Source organism: Hymenobacter tenuis, assembly GCF_054780495.1.
This window is the reverse complement of record NZ_BAAGWF010000001.1, coordinates 38,476-54,597: the sequence shown is the minus strand read 5'-3', so window position 1 is coordinate 54,597 and position 16,122 is coordinate 38,476. Positions and strand designations below refer to the sequence as shown.

16 protein-coding genes are annotated in these 16,122 nt (G+C 56.0%); 11 read left to right on the top strand and 5 right to left on the bottom strand.

Annotated elements, in window-relative coordinates:
- Positions 1 to 38: 38 nt before the first annotated feature.
- The gene (gene aspS, locus ACYVGU_RS00240) at positions 39 to 1,802 is read right to left on the bottom strand and encodes an aspartate--tRNA ligase family protein (protein WP_460620425.1); all 1,764 of its coding nucleotides are present in this window, start codon (positions 1,800 to 1,802) and stop codon (positions 39 to 41) included.
- Positions 1,803 to 2,112: 310 nt separating this feature from the next.
- Here aspS and ACYVGU_RS00235 point away from each other — a divergent pair, with 310 nt between their 5' ends.
- The 5 genes from ACYVGU_RS00235 (at position 2,113) to ACYVGU_RS00215 (ending at position 6,111) form a co-directional block, all read left to right on the top strand.
- Complete coding sequence (locus ACYVGU_RS00235; protein ID WP_460620424.1) at positions 2,113 to 2,571, top strand: hypothetical protein; 459 nt, start codon at positions 2,113 to 2,115, stop codon at positions 2,569 to 2,571.
- Between the two features lie 117 nt (positions 2,572 to 2,688).
- The gene (locus ACYVGU_RS00230) at positions 2,689 to 3,255 is read left to right on the top strand and encodes a hypothetical protein (protein ID WP_460620423.1); all 567 of its coding nucleotides are present in this window, start codon (positions 2,689 to 2,691) and stop codon (positions 3,253 to 3,255) included.
- A gap of 99 nt (positions 3,256 to 3,354) precedes the next feature.
- The gene (locus ACYVGU_RS00225; RefSeq protein WP_460620422.1) at positions 3,355 to 3,801 is read left to right on the top strand and encodes a nucleoside deaminase; all 447 of its coding nucleotides are present in this window, start codon (positions 3,355 to 3,357) and stop codon (positions 3,799 to 3,801) included.
- A gap of 204 nt (positions 3,802 to 4,005) precedes the next feature.
- Positions 4,006 to 4,614, top strand: coding sequence for a superoxide dismutase (locus tag ACYVGU_RS00220; RefSeq protein WP_460613073.1), 609 nt, complete (start codon positions 4,006 to 4,008; stop codon positions 4,612 to 4,614).
- A 207-nt stretch (positions 4,615 to 4,821) separates the two neighbouring features.
- Positions 4,822 to 6,111 (top strand): nucleoside permease, encoded by a 1,290-nt coding sequence (locus tag ACYVGU_RS00215; RefSeq protein ID WP_460620421.1) that lies wholly within the window; start codon positions 4,822 to 4,824, stop codon positions 6,109 to 6,111.
- Between the two features lie 116 nt (positions 6,112 to 6,227).
- Here ACYVGU_RS00215 and ACYVGU_RS00210 read toward each other — a convergent pair whose 3' ends face one another.
- Positions 6,228 to 6,647, bottom strand: a complete 420-nt coding sequence (locus tag ACYVGU_RS00210) for a nucleoside-diphosphate kinase (RefSeq protein ID WP_110978668.1) — start codon at positions 6,645 to 6,647, stop codon at positions 6,228 to 6,230.
- A 261-nt stretch (positions 6,648 to 6,908) separates the two neighbouring features.
- Between ACYVGU_RS00210 and ACYVGU_RS00205 the strand changes: the two genes are divergently transcribed.
- The 6 genes from ACYVGU_RS00205 to ACYVGU_RS00180 all read left to right on the top strand — a co-directional run bounded on the left by ACYVGU_RS00205 (position 6,909) and on the right by ACYVGU_RS00180 (position 11,877).
- Positions 6,909 to 7,952 carry a DHH family phosphoesterase gene (locus ACYVGU_RS00205; protein ID WP_460613076.1) on the top strand — a complete coding sequence of 348 codons (1,044 nt, stop codon included), beginning with the start codon at positions 6,909 to 6,911 and terminating at the stop codon, positions 7,950 to 7,952.
- Between the two features lie 47 nt (positions 7,953 to 7,999).
- A complete protein-coding gene (locus tag ACYVGU_RS00200) occupies positions 8,000 to 9,058 on the top strand; it encodes an FKBP-type peptidyl-prolyl cis-trans isomerase (RefSeq protein ID WP_460613077.1) in 1,059 nt (352 codons plus the stop codon).
- Between the two features lie 95 nt (positions 9,059 to 9,153).
- On the top strand, positions 9,154 to 9,672 hold the full coding sequence (locus tag ACYVGU_RS00195; RefSeq protein ID WP_460620420.1) for an FKBP-type peptidyl-prolyl cis-trans isomerase: 519 nt from the start codon (positions 9,154 to 9,156) through the stop codon (positions 9,670 to 9,672).
- A 70-nt stretch (positions 9,673 to 9,742) separates the two neighbouring features.
- Entirely contained in the window at positions 9,743 to 10,288 is a 546-nt protein-coding gene (locus tag ACYVGU_RS00190; RefSeq protein WP_460620419.1) for an FKBP-type peptidyl-prolyl cis-trans isomerase, read from the top strand.
- 19 nt (positions 10,289 to 10,307) lie between these two features.
- On the top strand, positions 10,308 to 10,784 hold the full coding sequence (locus ACYVGU_RS00185) for an FKBP-type peptidyl-prolyl cis-trans isomerase (RefSeq protein WP_460620418.1): 477 nt from the start codon (positions 10,308 to 10,310) through the stop codon (positions 10,782 to 10,784).
- 124 nt (positions 10,785 to 10,908) lie between these two features.
- Complete coding sequence (locus ACYVGU_RS00180) at positions 10,909 to 11,877, top strand: FKBP-type peptidyl-prolyl cis-trans isomerase (protein ID WP_460620417.1); 969 nt, start codon at positions 10,909 to 10,911, stop codon at positions 11,875 to 11,877.
- 54 nt (positions 11,878 to 11,931) lie between these two features.
- Here ACYVGU_RS00180 and recO read toward each other — a convergent pair whose 3' ends face one another.
- The 3 genes from recO to ACYVGU_RS00165 all read right to left on the bottom strand — a co-directional run bounded on the left by recO (position 11,932) and on the right by ACYVGU_RS00165 (position 15,918).
- On the bottom strand, positions 11,932 to 12,657 hold the full coding sequence (gene recO / locus ACYVGU_RS00175; protein ID WP_460613082.1) for a DNA repair protein RecO: 726 nt from the start codon (positions 12,655 to 12,657) through the stop codon (positions 11,932 to 11,934).
- A 171-nt stretch (positions 12,658 to 12,828) separates the two neighbouring features.
- Positions 12,829 to 15,180 (bottom strand): type IX secretion system anionic LPS delivery protein PorZ, encoded by a 2,352-nt coding sequence (gene porZ / locus ACYVGU_RS00170; RefSeq protein WP_460620416.1) that lies wholly within the window; start codon positions 15,178 to 15,180, stop codon positions 12,829 to 12,831.
- 114 nt (positions 15,181 to 15,294) lie between these two features.
- Positions 15,295 to 15,918 (bottom strand): thymidine kinase, encoded by a 624-nt coding sequence (locus ACYVGU_RS00165; protein WP_460613084.1) that lies wholly within the window; start codon positions 15,916 to 15,918, stop codon positions 15,295 to 15,297.
- Positions 15,919 to 16,122 lie beyond the last annotated feature (204 nt).

The following is a 16,122-nucleotide window of genomic DNA, read 5'->3' as shown; positions in this document are numbered from 1 at the left end:
CTCAGGCGCCGCTTCTTGCTTCAACATAAGTTCAAGCTCTACTTCCCTACCACTGCTGTGGCAATGCTCAGCTCCTTCAGTTGAGCGTCGGAAATGGGTGAGGGTGAGTCGATCATGACGTCGCGGCCGGAGTTGTTTTTCGGGAAGGCAATGAAGTCGCGGATGGAGTCGGCGCCGCCGAAGAGGCTGCAGAGGCGGTCGAAGCCGAAAGCAATGCCGCCGTGCGGCGGTGCACCGTACTCGAAGGCGTCGAGCAGGAAGCCGAACTGCGCCTTGGCCTCCTCATCGGAGAAGCCTAGCAACGAGAACATGCGGGCCTGCACGGCGCGGTCGTGAATACGGATGGAGCCGCCTCCTACTTCTACGCCGTTAATCACCATATCGTAGGCATTGGCGCGTACTTCCCCAATGGTGTCGGGGTTATCGAGCAGGGCTATGTCTTCGGGCTTGGGCGAGGTGAAGGGGTGGTGCATGGCGAAGTAGCGGCCTTCTTCCTCGATGTACTCGAGCAGCGGAAAATCAACTACCCACAGCGCCGAGAAGGTTTCCTTGTCGCGGAGGCCTAGGCGCTGGCCCATTTCCAGGCGCAGCTCCGATAGAGCCTTGCGGGTTTTGGTCGGCTCGCCGGCTAGTAGCAGCAGTAAGTCACCGGGCTGGGCATTGAAGGCGGCTTTCACCTGCTGGAGCACTTCCTGCGAGTAGAACTTATCCACCGATGACTTTACCGTACCATCGGCTTCCACGCGGGCGTATACCAGGCCAGTGGCGCCAATTTGCGGGCGCTTCACATACTCCGTCAGCTCATCGAGCTGCTTACGGGTGTAGGAGGCCGCGCCGGTTGCGTTGATGCCCACTACTAGGCCGGCGGCATCAAATACGGGGAAGTTGTGGCCTTTTACTAGGTCATTGAGCTCCACAAACCGCATTTCGAAGCGCGTGTCGGGCTTGTCGTTGCCGTAGAAGCGCATGGCATCGGCGTAGGTCATGCGGGGCAGTTGGCCGATTTCCAGGTTTTTCACCTCGCGGAATAAGTACTGCACCAGGCCCTCGAAGGTGTTCAAGATGTCTTCCTGCGTCACAAACGACATTTCGCAGTCAATCTGCGTGAACTCAGGCTGGCGGTCAGCACGCAGGTCTTCGTCGCGAAAGCACTTCACAATCTGGAAGTAGCGGTCGAAGCCCGACACCATCAGCAGCTGCTTGAAGGTCTGGGGGCTTTGGGGCAGCGCGTAAAACTCGCCGGCGTTCATGCGGGAAGGCACCACAAAGTCGCGGGCGCCTTCCGGCGTGCTTTTGATAAGCACGGGCGTTTCCACTTCGATGAACTGCTGCCCATCGAGGAAGCGGCGCGTGGCTTGGGCCACGCGGTGGCGCAACATCAGGTTCTGGCGCACGGGGTTGCGGCGCAAATCGAGGTAGCGGTACTTCATCCGCAGGTCGTCGCCGCCGTCGGTGTCATCCTCAATCAGGAAGGGGGGCAGCTTGGCGGGGTTCAGCACGTCCAGCTTCTCCACCCGAATTTCGATGCCACCGGTAGGCATTTTGTCGTTTTTGGAGTGGCGCTCAGCCACTTTGCCGGTCACGCTGAGCACAAACTCGCGGCCTAGCTGGCGGGCCTGCTCGCGCACCTCGGCTGTTTCTACCCCTTCTTCCAGGGCCAACTGCGTAAGGCCATACCGGTCGCGCAGGTCAATCCAGAGGATGCCGCCCTTGTCGCGGGTGCGCTGTACCCAGCCGCAAAGCGTAACGGTTTGACCAATGTGTTCGGGGCGCAATTCGCCGCAGGTATGAGTCCGGAGCATGGTAATAGAGCTGTGAGGTGAGAACCCGGCGCCTAGCCTCAGCAAGAAAACAGGTGCGGCATGCCGCCCATCTGCCTGTTGCCTTCGGAATTCCGGGTTCTATAACAAGAGCGAAGGTAGGCAGGAAAAATCAGTCGGAAGACGAAAAATCGTGCGGCGAAGAAGTGGCAAGAGCCTGGGCGCAGCCGATAGAAAATATGATTTACGCGAGGAAAAGCCGTTTTTTGTGGCCCGACACAATTTCGGCACGGAGTATGCAAACCGCTCCTCCAGAATCAACCTTCACGCGCTACTTCTCTTCGCTACGCATATGAAACGCCCCGCTCTGCTCGCCCTAGCCGCCCTGCTGTTTACCTTCTCGGCCGCGGAGGCCCAGACCAAGGTCAAGACCAAAACCAAAGCAGCAAACGGCACCGAAATCAAAACTACTTCGGAGTCTGACGCTGTTACCCTGACCGGCCCCATCAAGCGCGTAGAAACGCTGTCGGGTATTGATGTTTTCCCGGCTTCTAACGGACAGAGCATCATGCTTAGCTTCACGCAGCAGTTCACTAAGCCTGGCACGCTAGTGATGACCAACTATAAAAAGCAGCCCATCTATACCACGGAGCTTGACCCGGCCAACAACACCGGCGAACCCGTTGATCTGGGCCGCATTCCGGCAGGCAGCTACCTGATTGAAGCCAAAACCGGCAACTACGTGTACTGGAAAAAGGTGATGATTAAGTACCCAACGGTGGCCAAGGCCAAAACCAAGAAGCGTCGTTAAGCGCTTACTAGCACGTTTTTGGGCTCCGAAGTCGTTACGGCTTCGGAGCTTCGTGTTTCCGGAGCGCTTTCCAATTCCTGCAAACCTAGTAGGTTGCGCCTACTTCCTTTTTGATCTATGAAAACCTACTTTCGATTTTTTCGTGCGGCATCGTTGCTGCTGGCACTAGGGCTGTTACTGGCCTTTGCCGGCCCCAAGCTCAAGAAAACGCCTGTTGGTAAAAACATTACCATTGGTGTGCCCGAAGGCTTCGCGCCCCTCCCCGATGATGGCATTGCGGCCAAGTATCCGGCTCCGCGCAAGCCGCTGGCTGTGTTCAGCAACCCCAGCGGCCGCATCGACCTGAGTGTTTCGCAGAAGCCCACCACTTTCCAAAGCCGCGACTACGCGTTGCTGCTCAAGATCTACAAAGCCAGCATTCAGAACATGTACTCCAAGGTGCAGTTTCTGCAGGAAGACATCCGGACGGTAAACAAGCGCGACTACGTGGCCCTGGAGTTTGTCTCGACGGTTACGGACAATAAGCGGGGTAGTAATCTGGCCCCCATCCGCAAGTACCAGTTTGTGCAATACGCTATTGAAGGCGACCAGCTGTTTGTGTTCACTTTTGTAGCCCCGGCTGAGGAGCAGGCCCAATGGCAGCCAACGGCTCAGGCCGTGATGAGCAGCGTGGTAATGAAATAAGTGGTGAAGTTGTGAAAGGTGAAATTGTGTCGGGTTCAGCTTACAGGAACAGCGCAATAAGAGGATTTCACAACTTCACCTTTCACAACTTCACCATCTATGACGCTTTCGCTTTATTCCGATGAGCAGTACATGCAGGAGGCCCTGAAGCAGGCCCGCTATGCGTTCGAGGAAGAAGAAATTCCGATTGGGGCCGTGGTGGTGCTAGACAAGCGCATCATTGCCCGCGCTTACAACCAGACCGAAAAGCTACAGGACGTAACGGCCCATGCCGAAATGCTGGCCCTCACGGCTGCCGCCAACTACCTCGGTAACAAATACCTGCAAGACTGCACCTTGTACGTAACCGTGGAGCCCTGCGTGATGTGCGCCGGCGCAACGGCGTGGGCGCAGGTGCGGCGCGTGGTATACGGCGCGGCCGAGCCAAAATTTGGGTTTCGGCGCCACGGCAACCTGCTACACCCCAGGGCGGAGCTGGTCAGTGGCATATTGGCGCCGGAGTGCGAAAGCCTGATGCGTGATTTTTTCGCACAGAAGCGGAAATAGGCTACTTTTGACTACTTCCGCAACCCTAGCCCTGGTGAAGCGGTTAGTACTGGAACGCCACGCACGAGCTGGAGCAGGCTTCACGGCCACGCGCACTAGCTGGTTTAGGGCCGCAAACCCTACGAGCTTCCTGGCAAGCGGTTCTGCTGCTCTGGGGCGCGGCGTTTTAGTTTGTCCTATCCAACCAACAAAAACATTTCTACTATGGCTTTCGAACTGCCCCAACTCCCCTACGCCTACGACGCCCTGGAGCCGCACATTGATGCGCAGACCATGGAAATCCACCATACCAAGCACCACCAGGCCTACGTTACCAACCTCAACAACGCCATTGCTGGCACTGAACTGGAAGGTAAAGGCTTGGAAGAGCTGATGCACAATATTGCCGCTGCACCAGCTGCCGTGCGCAACAACGGAGGCGGCCACTGGAACCACTCCCTGTTCTGGACGATTCTGTCGCCGAATGGTGGTGGTGAGCCCACGGGCGCAATTGGCGAGGCTATCAGCCAGTCGTTTGGCTCGTACGAGAAGTTCAAAGAAGAATTCACCAAGGCCGCAACTACCCGTTTCGGCTCCGGCTGGGCGTGGTTGTGCAAGCAGCCCGATGGCTCCGTACAGATTTGCTCTACACCTAACCAGGATAACCCCCTGATGCCCGACACTGGCTGCAAAGGCACTCCTTTGTTGGGCCTTGATGTGTGGGAGCACGCCTACTACCTGAAGTACCAGAACCGCCGCCCCGATTACATTGCGGCCTTCTATAACCTCATTAACTGGGACGAAGTAAACAAGCGCTTCGCCGCAGCCGCGTAGCCTAAACACTAGGTTCCCGTTTCACTTAAAGCCCTTTTGCAGCCATGCAGAAGGGCTTTTTGCGTGTTGGGCACTGCTAGCCTTTTGGAGGTGCGCTTCGTACGGTTCAGGCTTCTTGGGGGCCTAGCAGCTTATTTCTCCGGAAAGAATTCTTGTATCTTTAGGTTCCGAATTGTATTCCCCCCTCTTCTTCTCAACCGCATTTACATGAGTACCAAGCTGCGTCTCATTATCCTGAGCTTTTTACAGTTTTTTATCTGGGGCTCGTGGCTGATAACCATCGGAGCGTACTGGTTTCAGACCAAGCAGTGGTCGGGAGCTGAGTTCGGAGCAGTATTTTCCACTATGGGCATTGCCTCCATCTTCATGCCCTCGCTTATGGGCATCGTAGCGGATAAGTGGTTTAATGCGGAGAAACTCTACGGCATTCTGCACATTTTAGGTGGCATCGTACTGTGCACAGTTCCCCTGGTAAATGACCCTAGCACCATGTTCTGGGTAATCCTGCTGAACATGATTTTCTATATGCCCACGCTGGCCTTGTCCATTGCCGTATCGTACTCGGTACTCAAACGCGAAGGCCTCGATGTGGTGAAAGACTACCCCCCCATCCGGGTATGGGGCACCATCGGCTTCATTGCGGCCATGTGGACGGTGAGTGGCTTGGGCTTCGAAAAATCAGCCAACCAATTTTACGTAGCAGCGGCAGCAGCTATTGCCCTCGGGGTATACTCCTTCACCCTACCCGCCTGCCCGCCTCCTTCCAAGGGTGCCTCAAGCCGTTCGTTGGTTGATGCCTTGGGCCTAAAGTCTTTTGCCTTATTGCGCGACACGAAGATGCTCACGTTCTTCTTGTTTGCGTTGCTGCTAGGGGCTGCCCTTCAGCTCACCAATGCCTACGGCGACACCTTCCTGCACGACTTTGACAAGGTGCCCGCTTATCAGGACACGTTTGCCGTGAAGTACCCGGCCATCATTATGTCCATCTCCCAGATTTCGGAGACGCTGTTCATTTTGGCTATTCCATTCTTTCTGCGTCGTTTTGGCATCAAGCAAGTGATGCTGTTTAGCATGATTGCCTGGGTACTCCGTTTCGGTCTGCTGGCGTATGGCACCCCCGATCAGCCAGGCATCTGGCTGATTATCCTCTCGTGCATCGTGTACGGCATGGCCTTCGACTTCTTCAATATTTCGGGTTCGTTGTTCGTGGAAACCCAAACGGCGTCCTCAATCCGGGCTAGCGCGCAAGGCTTGTTTATGATGATGACCAACGGTTTTGGTGCCGTACTAGGTAGCTCCGTCAGCGGAATCGTAATCGAGAAGTATTTCACCAACCCCATTGACCAAACCAAGGACTGGCATAACATCTGGCTCACGTTTGCTGCTTACGCGCTGGTTATTGCGGTGCTGTTTGTTATTCTCTTCAAGCACAAGCATAACCCGCAGGCGTTAGAAGAAACTACCGACGAGCCTCAACTGGCGGTAAACCAAGTGTAATACCTACTCCTGAACATAAGAAAAGCCCGCCCTGCAAGCTGCAGGGCGGGCTTTTCTTTGAAAAACAACGCTACCGAAGTACTAGCTACTGGTAGCGTGTAAACCGACAGGTGCGCTTAGAACTGCTCGTCGGCAGTGAAGAAGAAGTTGCCTTCGATCTGTGCGTTCTCGTCGGAGTCAGAGCCGTGTACGGCGTTGGCTTCGATGCTCTTAGCGTATTTCTTCCGGATGGTGCCTTCAGCAGCTTGGGCCGGGTTGGTAGCACCGATCAGGGTGCGGAAGTCGGCTACGGCGTTGTCTTTCTCCAGAATAGCCGCTACGATAGGGCCCGAAGACATATATTTTACTAGGTCGCCGTAGAACGGACGCTCCTTGTGTACTTCGTAAAACTGGCCGGCGCGCTCGGGGGTCAGTAATACTTTTTTCAGGCTTACAATGCGGAAGCCGCCCTCTTCAATCATGCTCAGTATGCCACCAATGTGGTTTTCCTGGGTTGCGTCGGGCTTAATCATCGTGAACGTGCGGTTCGTGGCCATGGGCTCTGGTATGGTTGAGGTTAAGTAAATTGCTGCGTGAAAAGCAACGCGAGTTTGCGGGCGCAAAAGTAGCGGGTTTCGCTGGTATTGCGTGTTGGAACTGAAGCATTGCAGAAAACTGTCTTGCTATTCTCAACAGGCAATGACCGCCTTAAACGCACCTTTCGGAAAGGTGTTTTGTTGGAACCCAGAATATTTCCGACTTTTGCCGCCTTTGTACGCGGCCTAAACGACCGGAATTCAGTCACCTACCTGTAGGCAATGTCCACAATATCTGAGCTGAAGGAGCTGCTGGCGCAACCCCGACAGATTTTTATCACCACCCACCACAAGCCCGATGCTGACGCTTTGGGCTCATCACTGGGTTTGGCTGGCTACCTGCGCAAAAAGGGGCATTCCGTTACGGTGGTTACGCCGTCGGACTACCCTAGCTTTCTGGCCTGGATGCCCGGCAACGAGGAAGTGGTGGTGTACGAGCCGCGTGAAAACGACGCCCAAGTTCGCGACATCATCAAATCGGCGGAGGTAATTTTCTGCCTCGATTTTTCCTGCCTGAACCGCATCAACGAGCTCGGCGAGTACATCCGCCACGCCGGGGGCACCAAGGTGCTAATTGACCACCACCAGGAGCCGGAGGCTTTTGCCGACCTTGATTACTCCAACTCAAAAGCGGCTGCTACGGCGGAGCTGGTGTTTGAGGTAATCCGGGACCTAGGCGACCAGGCGCTGATTGATACTGGTATTGGCGAATGCCTGTACGCGGGCATCATGACCGATACGGGTTCGTTCCGCCACCCCAGCACCTCCCGCAACGTGCACCTGATTATTGCCGAGCTGCTGAATGCCGGTATTAACCTCAGTGATGTACACCGCCGCATCTACGACTCGCACTCCGAGGAGCGCCTGCGTTTCCTGGGCTTTGTGCTGAAGGATAAGCTCACGGTACTGCGCGAGTACAACACGGCCTACATTGCTATTACCGCCGATGAGCTGCGCCAATACCACTCCAAAACCGGCGACACCGAAGGGCTAGTAAACTTTGCCTTAAGCATCGAGGGTATCGTATTTGCCGCTATTCTCATTGACCGGGGGCAGGCGGTAAAGATTTCCTTCCGCTCCGTTGGCGACTTCTCGGTAAGCGAGTTTTCGCGCCGCCATTTCCAGGGCGGCGGCCACCACAATGCCGCCGGCGGCATCAGCCACGAGCCGCTGGAAGCTACCGTAGACCGCTTCTTGGGCTTACTTCCCGAGTATCAGACCCAATTAGTTACCGCTCCGCTTGCCGTAACGCCACCATCGGTATAATTCCGTGTAACTTGGGCGCACATTCCGTTTTAACACTAAACCCTTTCATGCTCCTTCAACGCAACCTTTTGAGCCTGGCCCTCGCTGCCGGCGTCCTGGGCCTCGCCTCCTGCAACAAAGGCGGTGATTTCAGCAAGACCAAATCGGGGATTGAATACAAAGTTTTCAAAGGCACCACCGGCAAGTACGATGCCCGCGAGGTAAGTGCTGAAGGTGACCCGACCTACAAAGAGCGGATTGGTAAAATCATGGCGCTGCACGTGGAATACCGCACCGCCAAAGATTCCATCCTGTTCAACTCGCGCAAGCAGCAAATGGGCTTCCCGGTACGCGTACCGCTGGATTCCGTGCGCAAAGAGCAGCGCGGTGGCTTGGAAGAAGCTATTAGCCTTCTGCAGCCCGGCGACTCGGCCGTATTCCGCTTTAACGTGGATACTATTTTCGCCAAGTCGTTCCGTCAGCCGGTTCCTCCTTTCATGAAGAAAGCCGGCAACGTGATGACCATGTTCGTGAAAGTGGACAAGGTGCAGAGCCGCGACGAAGCGATGGCCGACGTGCAGAAGATGCAAGGTGAGCAGCAGCAGAAAATGATGGCCTACGCGGAGACCCAACTGAAAAAGGACGACGCTACGCTGCAGGAGTATATCAAGAAAAACAACTTGAAGGCTCAGAAGGATGCGTCGGGTGTGTATGTAGCCGTAACGCAGGCCGGCAGCGGCCCCAAGCCCAAGCAGGGCCAGCTGGTTTCGGTGCAGTACAAAGGCACCTTGCTCGATGGCAAAGAGTTTGACTCTTCAGCCAAAGGCAACGCCGGCAAGCCCATTGAATTCCCAATTGGCGTAGGCCAGGTGATTCCGGGTTGGGACAAAGCCATTCCGCTCCTGAACAAGGGCTCGAAAGCTACCTTGCTGATTCCTTCGTCGCTGGCCTACGGACAGCGCGGTGCTGGCGCCGACATTCCGGCTGATGCTATCCTGCGCTTCGACGTGGAATTGGTGGACGTGAAGAACGCGCCGCCTGCTCCCGCTGGCGGCGCTGGTCAGCCCAACGCGGCCGACATTCAGCGCCAGTTGCAGGAGTTGCAGCGCCAGCAGCAGGGCAAGTAACTTTTCAGGTACTACCCCCTAAAAAGCCCCCGGTCCGGTGCAACCGGGTCGGGGGCTTTTGGCTCTTCTCTCTACACTGTTGCTTATTTTTGAGTATGCGTACTTCTCTTTTTCGCTTTCGGGCGGCCTGGCTGCCAATCTTATGGATTAGCATGTTCTCTTTGTTCCTATCAGCCTGTAAAAAGGATGAAGAGGAAATTGACACCACCGACTACGCCGCGCGGGATGAGGCCCTTATCACGGCCTACATTGCCGATAATAAGCTCACCGGCTTCGAGCGGGATGCCGAAACGGGCCTGTATTACTCTATCACGAAGCCTGGCAGCGGCGCCAACGCCGTGAAAAACCAAAAGGTAACGGCCAAGTATATGGGCACGCTCCTCGACGGAACCGTGTTCGACAAAAGTGATCCTAAAACAGTGGGCTTTCCGTTTGTGCTGGGAGTAGGCGGGGTAATAAAAGGCTGGGACGTAGGGTTTACCAAGCTTAACCTGGGTAGCAAAGCCATTTTGCTAATTCCGTCGGATATGGCTTATGGCAAATCCGGCGCGGGTGCCTTGATTCCACCGCATGCTGTCCTGCGTTTCGACGTAGAGGTAGCTAACATTGAGTAATTTAGCGCTTTCACTTCCTGCCAATGGCCCACAGGCCCCAGGTACCTTGCAAGCGTAAGCTTCCCTTTTCATGAAACAGAAATTTTCCTTACTCCTTGCCCTGTTTGCGTTGTCCCTTACGATGACGCCGGCCCTTACCAGCTGCAACACCGAGCCTGACTATATTCAGCGGATTCGCAACCAGGAGGAAGCGCAGAAAAAACTGGACGAGGAAGCCATCAAGGCCTACCTGACTCGCCACAACATCACGAACTTCACGCGGCTGGAATCCGGAATCTATCTAGTAAGCATCACCGATGGCCCTACCTCTAACCCGTTGATTACACCAGGCAAACAGGTGACGGTTAACTACGTTGGGAAGTTTATTGATGAGAAAAACGAAGACCAGGTGTTTGATGCTTCCAGCAACAACCGGACGCAGTGCGGCTGCTTTGGCTTCACTAATGGCTCGGCGGGCGTTATTACCGGCTGGAACACAGCCTCACTCAATATGCGCCTCGGCGACCGGAAGCTGATCTTTATTCCGTCTTACCTGGCATATGGGGCGACGAATTACGGCACTATCGTGGCCAATACGCCTCTGCTCTTCGATATGGAAATCCTTAATGTTGAGTAGGCTGCACCGCATACACCTTATGGCCGCCGCAGGCCTAGTAGCAGGGTTGGTGCTGGCGCCAGGGCTAGGCTACGCGCAATTCAGCCTGCCCAACGCTAGTACGGCCGCAGCCACTCCCGATAGCCTGCTAACGCGCGCTGTTACTACGCGCTCTGGCTTACGGTATGCCATTCGGCAGCCGGGCACGGGAGCTACGGCCCATCCCGGCGACAAGGTGACGGTGCATTACACCGGCTTCCTGCCGGATGGCCATATCTTCGATGCCTCCGTGAAGCAGGGTGGCCCCATAAAACTTCGGGCTGGCCGCGGCGAGGTAATTAAAGGCTGGGACGAAGTGCTGCTGCTGCTCTCGGAAGGCGCCCGCGCCCGCGTCTGGATTCCGGCTAAACTGGGGTACGGTGCCAAAGGCCAGCGCGACCCGGACGACGAAAAACGGTTTCTTATTCCGCCGAACTCCGACTTGGTGTTTGAGCTGGAGGTAGTAAAAATCAAATAGCAGCTCGGTCCGGTGGCATATCCATCGGACCGCATTGTTTTCACCTGACGTCGGAAAAACCCCTAGGCTCCCTTCTGGCCCAAAGCCTTTTTACAAGAGTAGTATAGCCTCACACGTGTTTTGTATGCCATCTTCCTCTCGACTTCGCTTTTTCCTGGCTGCTGCGTGCGGGGCCGCAGGCCTGATGAGTTTTCAGGGAGGTCCTACTCCTTTTCGCAAGCTCAAATCGGGGCTGGAATACCGGGTATACCGCCGCGAAAATGGCCGCTACGTGCTGCGCCCTGCTTTTGCCGCCACCGGCGACCCTACGTATAACGCCCGCACCGGCCGCATCATGAGCCTGCACCTAGAGTTCCGGACTGCCAAAGACTCGGTGCTGATGCATACTAGGCGCCAGAGCAACGGCCAAACCGTGCAGGTGCCCTTGGATACAATTCGCCAGGCGCAACGAGGCGGCGTGGAAGAAGCGCTGTCGTTGCTACAGCCCGGCGACTCCGGCGTGTTTCGGCTAAACATCGACACGGTGTTTCAGAAATCATTCCGCCAGCCGGTGCCTTCATTTGTGCGCAAAGCCGGCCCTACCCTCACGGTGCTGGCTAAAGCCGTGAAAGTACAGACCCAGGAGGAAGCTATGCAGGACATGAAGCAACAGATGCTGCAGGCCCAGGAGAAAGCCGAAAAGCAAGCGGCAGACTTGGCGTTGAAAGAAGACGCCAGCATTCAGGCTTACCTCAAGCAAAACAAGCTGCAAGGGCTCAAAACGGCCGGAGGCGTGTACTACGTCATCACCAAACCCGGCACGGGCGCCAAGCCCAAACAGGGCCAAACGGTTTCAGTACTATACAAAGGGCAACTGCTCAGCGGCAAAGAGTTTGACTCCTCGGAAAAGCATGGCAACAAGCCCATTGAGTTTACGCTGGGGGAAGGCCAAGTGATTCCGGGCTGGGACGATGGGGTTGCCATGCTTAATAAGGGTAGTAAAGCTATTCTGATTATCCCTTCTAGCCTGGCGTACGGTCCCCGCGGCGCCGGCGCCGATATTCCACCCAACAGCATTCTTCGCTTTACAGTGGAGCTAGTAGATGTAAAATAACCAATTGGGGAAGGCCGCCATGCGTTCAACGCAGGTAGCCTTCCCCAATTGACTTTATAACTCCGCCAGCACCTCTGACAGCACCGACAACGACCGAATGTCGCCGAGGTGCTCTACGTGCAGCTGATAGTACCGAATCAATACACCAAGCAACTCGCGACGGACCCGGCCATTGGGAATAGTTGCGGCCGTTGGGTTGTGAAGCAGGGCATCAAAATGCTCATCGAATTCCTGAAAACGCATAACCTTAGGCCCGGCACTGCCGCTGGAGCCCCCTGGCACCTCAGAGGCAAAAGCCACCTGCGTGGTGATCTGCTCCCCGGTTTCGGGCCCGAATCCCAAATAGTGCGTGAGCCCGAGAAGGAATACCAAAGCAAAGTTTTCAAAGCCTTCCTCCTGCCGATCGAAGGCCAAGATGGAATCGTGCAGAAACACGAATAGCGGCTCATTTTGCTCTTCTTCCTGCAATACGCGTCCTACAATTTCAGCGAGAAACAAGGCAATACTGCTCTTGCGCACATCGTAGGGCAAGCTCCGGAAAGGCTCGGCACAACGGTACTCCGACAGGCGCGTGAGCCCACCGCTACGCGAGGTATAGGCTACCAAATCCAGAAGTGTGAAGGGCTGAAACAACGCAATACGGCCAGGAGGCTTGGCTTTTCTTACGCCGTTCACTACGTAGCTCTGCAAGCCCAAGCGCTCGGTGTAGATGCGCGCAATGATACTGGTTTCCCGGTAGCGCATGTAATTGAGAACAATACCCCGGGTTTTGATTAACATCTATCTGGACGCATGAGAGTGAATAGAAACTGGCCGGCAACCAGGCAAGGGTTTGCCAGAAGTAGCACCCTAGTAAGTGCTGCTTTCAACCAGCCGGCAGCAAATTATGCTACTCCTGAAACGCATTTTTTGAGTTGGGCATTCCGCTTGGCGTGTGGATTTGCGCCTTACTTAGCGCTCTACCACGGCAATTTTACTGATGCACCCGTTTTTGCCATCGGCATCAGAAGAGAGCACCAAGTATACGCCTGATTGTACCCGGCGGCCATTATAGTCGGCTAGGTTCCAGGTAACGGTGCCACCACTGGCGCGGGTCTGATACACGAGCTTACCAGTCACATCCGTAATCTTGACGAAGCCATTGTTGGCTAGCCCCGCAATGCCTACTTGCCCCGTGAAATCGGTCCGGACGGGGTTTGGGAATACGCTGGCGCAGCTAGGCTTGCCTTCCGTAACGGTGGCCGTGCCGCGGTACGCCACTACGCCCAGGTCCGTGACCACGAATACCTCCCCGGTCTTATCGTTCACCTCTACATCCACAATACGGTCGGAGGGCAAGGGGCTATTGGCGGTAGTGAAGTGCTGGAGCGCCTCGGTGCCGTCCTCATTGAACAGCCACAGGCCTCTGTCAGTGGCAAACCACTTGCGGTTACCGCCATCGACGGCAATGGCCCGCACCGCTTCGTTGAAGAGTACCGGTAAGCCGGTTCCCTCGCCGCGTTGCACGTTGGGCACCTGAAATACTAGGCCCAGGCTGGGGTCAAAGGCACTGCCCGGGTCGTTGAAAACGGCGGGGCCTTTCAGCGTTGCCGCCCAAATATCTCCGCGTCGGTCTTTTACTAGGTCGTACACTTCTGCGCTGGGCAGGCCGTCGGCATCGGAAAAGCTGCGGGTGGTTGCGTTTTTTTCATCATACGCTACTATACCCTGCTTGCGGCCCGCAGGAGCCCGCGCCTGGCTGGCCCACACCACGCCTAAATCATCCAGCACAATTCGGTCTAGGTTGTCGCTTTCGCTGAAGTAGGGCACCGTTCGCCAACTGTTCTGGGTGGGGCTGAACACAAACAAGCCCGATTGTCCCTGCATCTGATGCCGGTTCACTACCCACACATTCCCCTCCTGATCCGTAGTTACATCGGTTATGCGGGTGTAATTGGGGTCTGGAATGGCACTAAGCAGGGGGTTGGGCTGGTTGCTGGTAGGGTTGAACAAGCGAAACTCGCCGGGACCTTTCCACTCCAGTAGCCCGTTGCCATAGCTGGCTACATACAGCGTCCCGTCAGGCATCCGGACACCCCTCGACACATCCTTCGGGTTCGGATACTGTCCGGATGGCAGCGTTTGGGCAGTAATGTTGGTCCACTGCCTGTTTTTATACTCAAAGAATCCCTGATATCGGTCCAGGCTCAAATAGCGGTCGGCATAGCCGCCACTAAATATGGTTACCGTGTTGGAGCGCGCATCGGCCAGCACACTATAGGCCGTGGCCTGAGCCGGCGCGTTGGTTACAAATTGCTCGGCCTGCTGGCCGTCTAGGGTTTTCAGTAAGCCATTTCGAAAATCGGCGAGGTAATAACCGGCTTCTCTGGCTTTCAGCACCGCCCGCGGGTCTTGCAGCAGGGCTGGGCGTAGCGTTTGGGTTATGGTGCCACTAGCCGTATTCAGCACCGAAACTTGGCGTTCATCTACTAGGAGCAACCCCACCCGAGACGAGCTAAGCTGCCGAAATTCAACGCCAGTTGGCGCGCCCGCTACCGGCTGCCAGCCACTAGCCGGAGCCGCCGGATTGTACTGATAGAGCTGGTCGCCGTTGATGCCAGCAAACACTACCCCTCCCTGCACGGCTAAGGTCCGGAAGGGGTCGTTGGGGCGGGCGGGCACATCAGTAGTCCAGGTGCGGTAATCCAGCAAATTGCCCGCTAATGGCGCGCGCATGAGGCCGTTGGAAGTAGCCGCAAATAGGGCGCCACCTGCTACAGCCGTGGCATACACCCGTACCCCACTGCCCCCCGGGCCGATGGCCGTATATGAGTCGCGGATTTCCAGGCGCACCAGGTCCAGCACCACTATCCCGAAATTACAGGCCAGGTACGCCAGGCGGCCACTGATTTGAATATGGTAGATGGTTTTGCCCCCGCTGATTTGTTTGCGGGCAATATCATTGAGGTTGATAACGGCTCCATCTTTCAGGCGCAGAATATCAAGGTTGCCGCTGCGGTAAGCTACCACTACTTGCTGACTTACTGAGTCGTAGGCCAGCGTGTTCACGCCCACATCGTTCAGCCCATCGCGCCGGGAAAGCAGCTGCGTGGTGTTGCGCTCTTTGTCAAAGAAGAAGAAAGCATCCTCGGTGGCTACATACACCCGGCTGCCGGCTTCAGCCAGCGCTTTAGCTCTATTGGTGGGCAAATGCAGCTGCCAGTCGCCGTAGCCAGCCGTAGACTGCGCCAAACTCCCGGATAAGCTGAGCAAGCAAAGCAGTAACGTCCAGAAAGCGGCGCGCAGGCGTAACAGTAAGGTCATCGGCAGAGGCTAGTGGCGCAACAAATGCAGTGGCAAGATAACGCTGCCCGCCTAGCTTTCGTGCTGCCCTGGTTCTGCCCTAGCGCACTACCCCTTCCTATGGCGTAAACCGGCTTACTTGAGCGTGGCCCGAACAACCGGCTCGGTGGTTTTTTCCTTCATGCCTTCCTGAAAACACGGCCGGCAGCGGGCTTCGTAGGCTTCGGTTTCGCCCAATAAAATTTTATCCTCCGAGGCCGTTACGCGGAAAGAATACGAGGCTAGCTCGCCGCAACATACACAAATGGCATGCACCTTCGTTACGAACTCGGCAACGGCCATCAGGGCAGGCATGGGGCCGAAGGGTTGGCCTTGGAAATCCATATCGAGGCCCGCCACAATAACGCGCGTACCCCGGTTGGCCAGCTGCACGCACACCTCCACCAACGATTCGTCGAAAAACTGCGCTTCGTCAATGCCTACCACATCACAGCCAGCCGCCAGCAGCAGCATTTCCTGGGCCACCGGAATGGGGGTTGAGCGGATGCTGTTTTGATTATGCGACACCACATCCTCCACGTGGTAGCGGGTATCGAGGGCGGGCTTGAATATCTCGACGTGTTGCCGGGCAATTTTGGCACGGTTGAGACGGCGAATCAACTCCTCGGTTTTGCCCGAAAACATGGAGCCACACACGACTTCAATCCAGCCCCGGCGGGCTGCGTCGCGGCCAGTACCGACGCGGGGTTCAATGAACACGGCAGATGAAATGAGAAGAGGTAAAAGGAACAGACCATAACCTGCAAGGCGTACGGTCCGGCTTTCGAAATTACGAGTTTGCTTTGGCTTCCTCGCGGCAAAAATTACAGCAACAGGCGCTACCCTCAGAGAATCAGGCTAGTATTTCTGGCCGGATGCTTGCGAAGCCAACGCCACGCCTGATTAGGGCCGCGCCCCTACCAC

Excerpts from the sequence above, each read along its gene's own strand:
- aspS (WP_460620425.1), bottom strand. The coding sequence starts at position 1,802 with ATGCTCCGGACTCATACCTGCGGCGAATTGCGCCCCGAACACATTGGT.
- ACYVGU_RS00235 (WP_460620424.1), top strand. The coding sequence starts at position 2,113 with ATGAAACGCCCCGCTCTGCTCGCCCTAGCCGCCCTGCTGTTTACCTTC.
- ACYVGU_RS00230 (WP_460620423.1), top strand. The coding sequence starts at position 2,689 with ATGAAAACCTACTTTCGATTTTTTCGTGCGGCATCGTTGCTGCTGGCA.
- ACYVGU_RS00225 (WP_460620422.1), top strand. The coding sequence starts at position 3,355 with ATGACGCTTTCGCTTTATTCCGATGAGCAGTACATGCAGGAGGCCCTG.
- ACYVGU_RS00220 (WP_460613073.1), top strand. The coding sequence starts at position 4,006 with ATGGCTTTCGAACTGCCCCAACTCCCCTACGCCTACGACGCCCTGGAG.
- ACYVGU_RS00215 (WP_460620421.1), top strand. The coding sequence starts at position 4,822 with ATGAGTACCAAGCTGCGTCTCATTATCCTGAGCTTTTTACAGTTTTTT.
- ACYVGU_RS00210 (WP_110978668.1), bottom strand. The coding sequence starts at position 6,647 with ATGGCCACGAACCGCACGTTCACGATGATTAAGCCCGACGCAACCCAG.
- ACYVGU_RS00205 (WP_460613076.1), top strand. The coding sequence starts at position 6,909 with ATGTCCACAATATCTGAGCTGAAGGAGCTGCTGGCGCAACCCCGACAG.
- ACYVGU_RS00200 (WP_460613077.1), top strand. The coding sequence starts at position 8,000 with ATGCTCCTTCAACGCAACCTTTTGAGCCTGGCCCTCGCTGCCGGCGTC.
- ACYVGU_RS00195 (WP_460620420.1), top strand. The coding sequence starts at position 9,154 with ATGCGTACTTCTCTTTTTCGCTTTCGGGCGGCCTGGCTGCCAATCTTA.
- ACYVGU_RS00190 (WP_460620419.1), top strand. The coding sequence starts at position 9,743 with ATGAAACAGAAATTTTCCTTACTCCTTGCCCTGTTTGCGTTGTCCCTT.
- ACYVGU_RS00185 (WP_460620418.1), top strand. The coding sequence starts at position 10,308 with ATGGCCGCCGCAGGCCTAGTAGCAGGGTTGGTGCTGGCGCCAGGGCTA.
- ACYVGU_RS00180 (WP_460620417.1), top strand. The coding sequence starts at position 10,909 with ATGCCATCTTCCTCTCGACTTCGCTTTTTCCTGGCTGCTGCGTGCGGG.
- recO (WP_460613082.1), bottom strand. The coding sequence starts at position 12,657 with ATGTTAATCAAAACCCGGGGTATTGTTCTCAATTACATGCGCTACCGG.
- porZ (WP_460620416.1), bottom strand. The coding sequence starts at position 15,180 with ATGACCTTACTGTTACGCCTGCGCGCCGCTTTCTGGACGTTACTGCTT.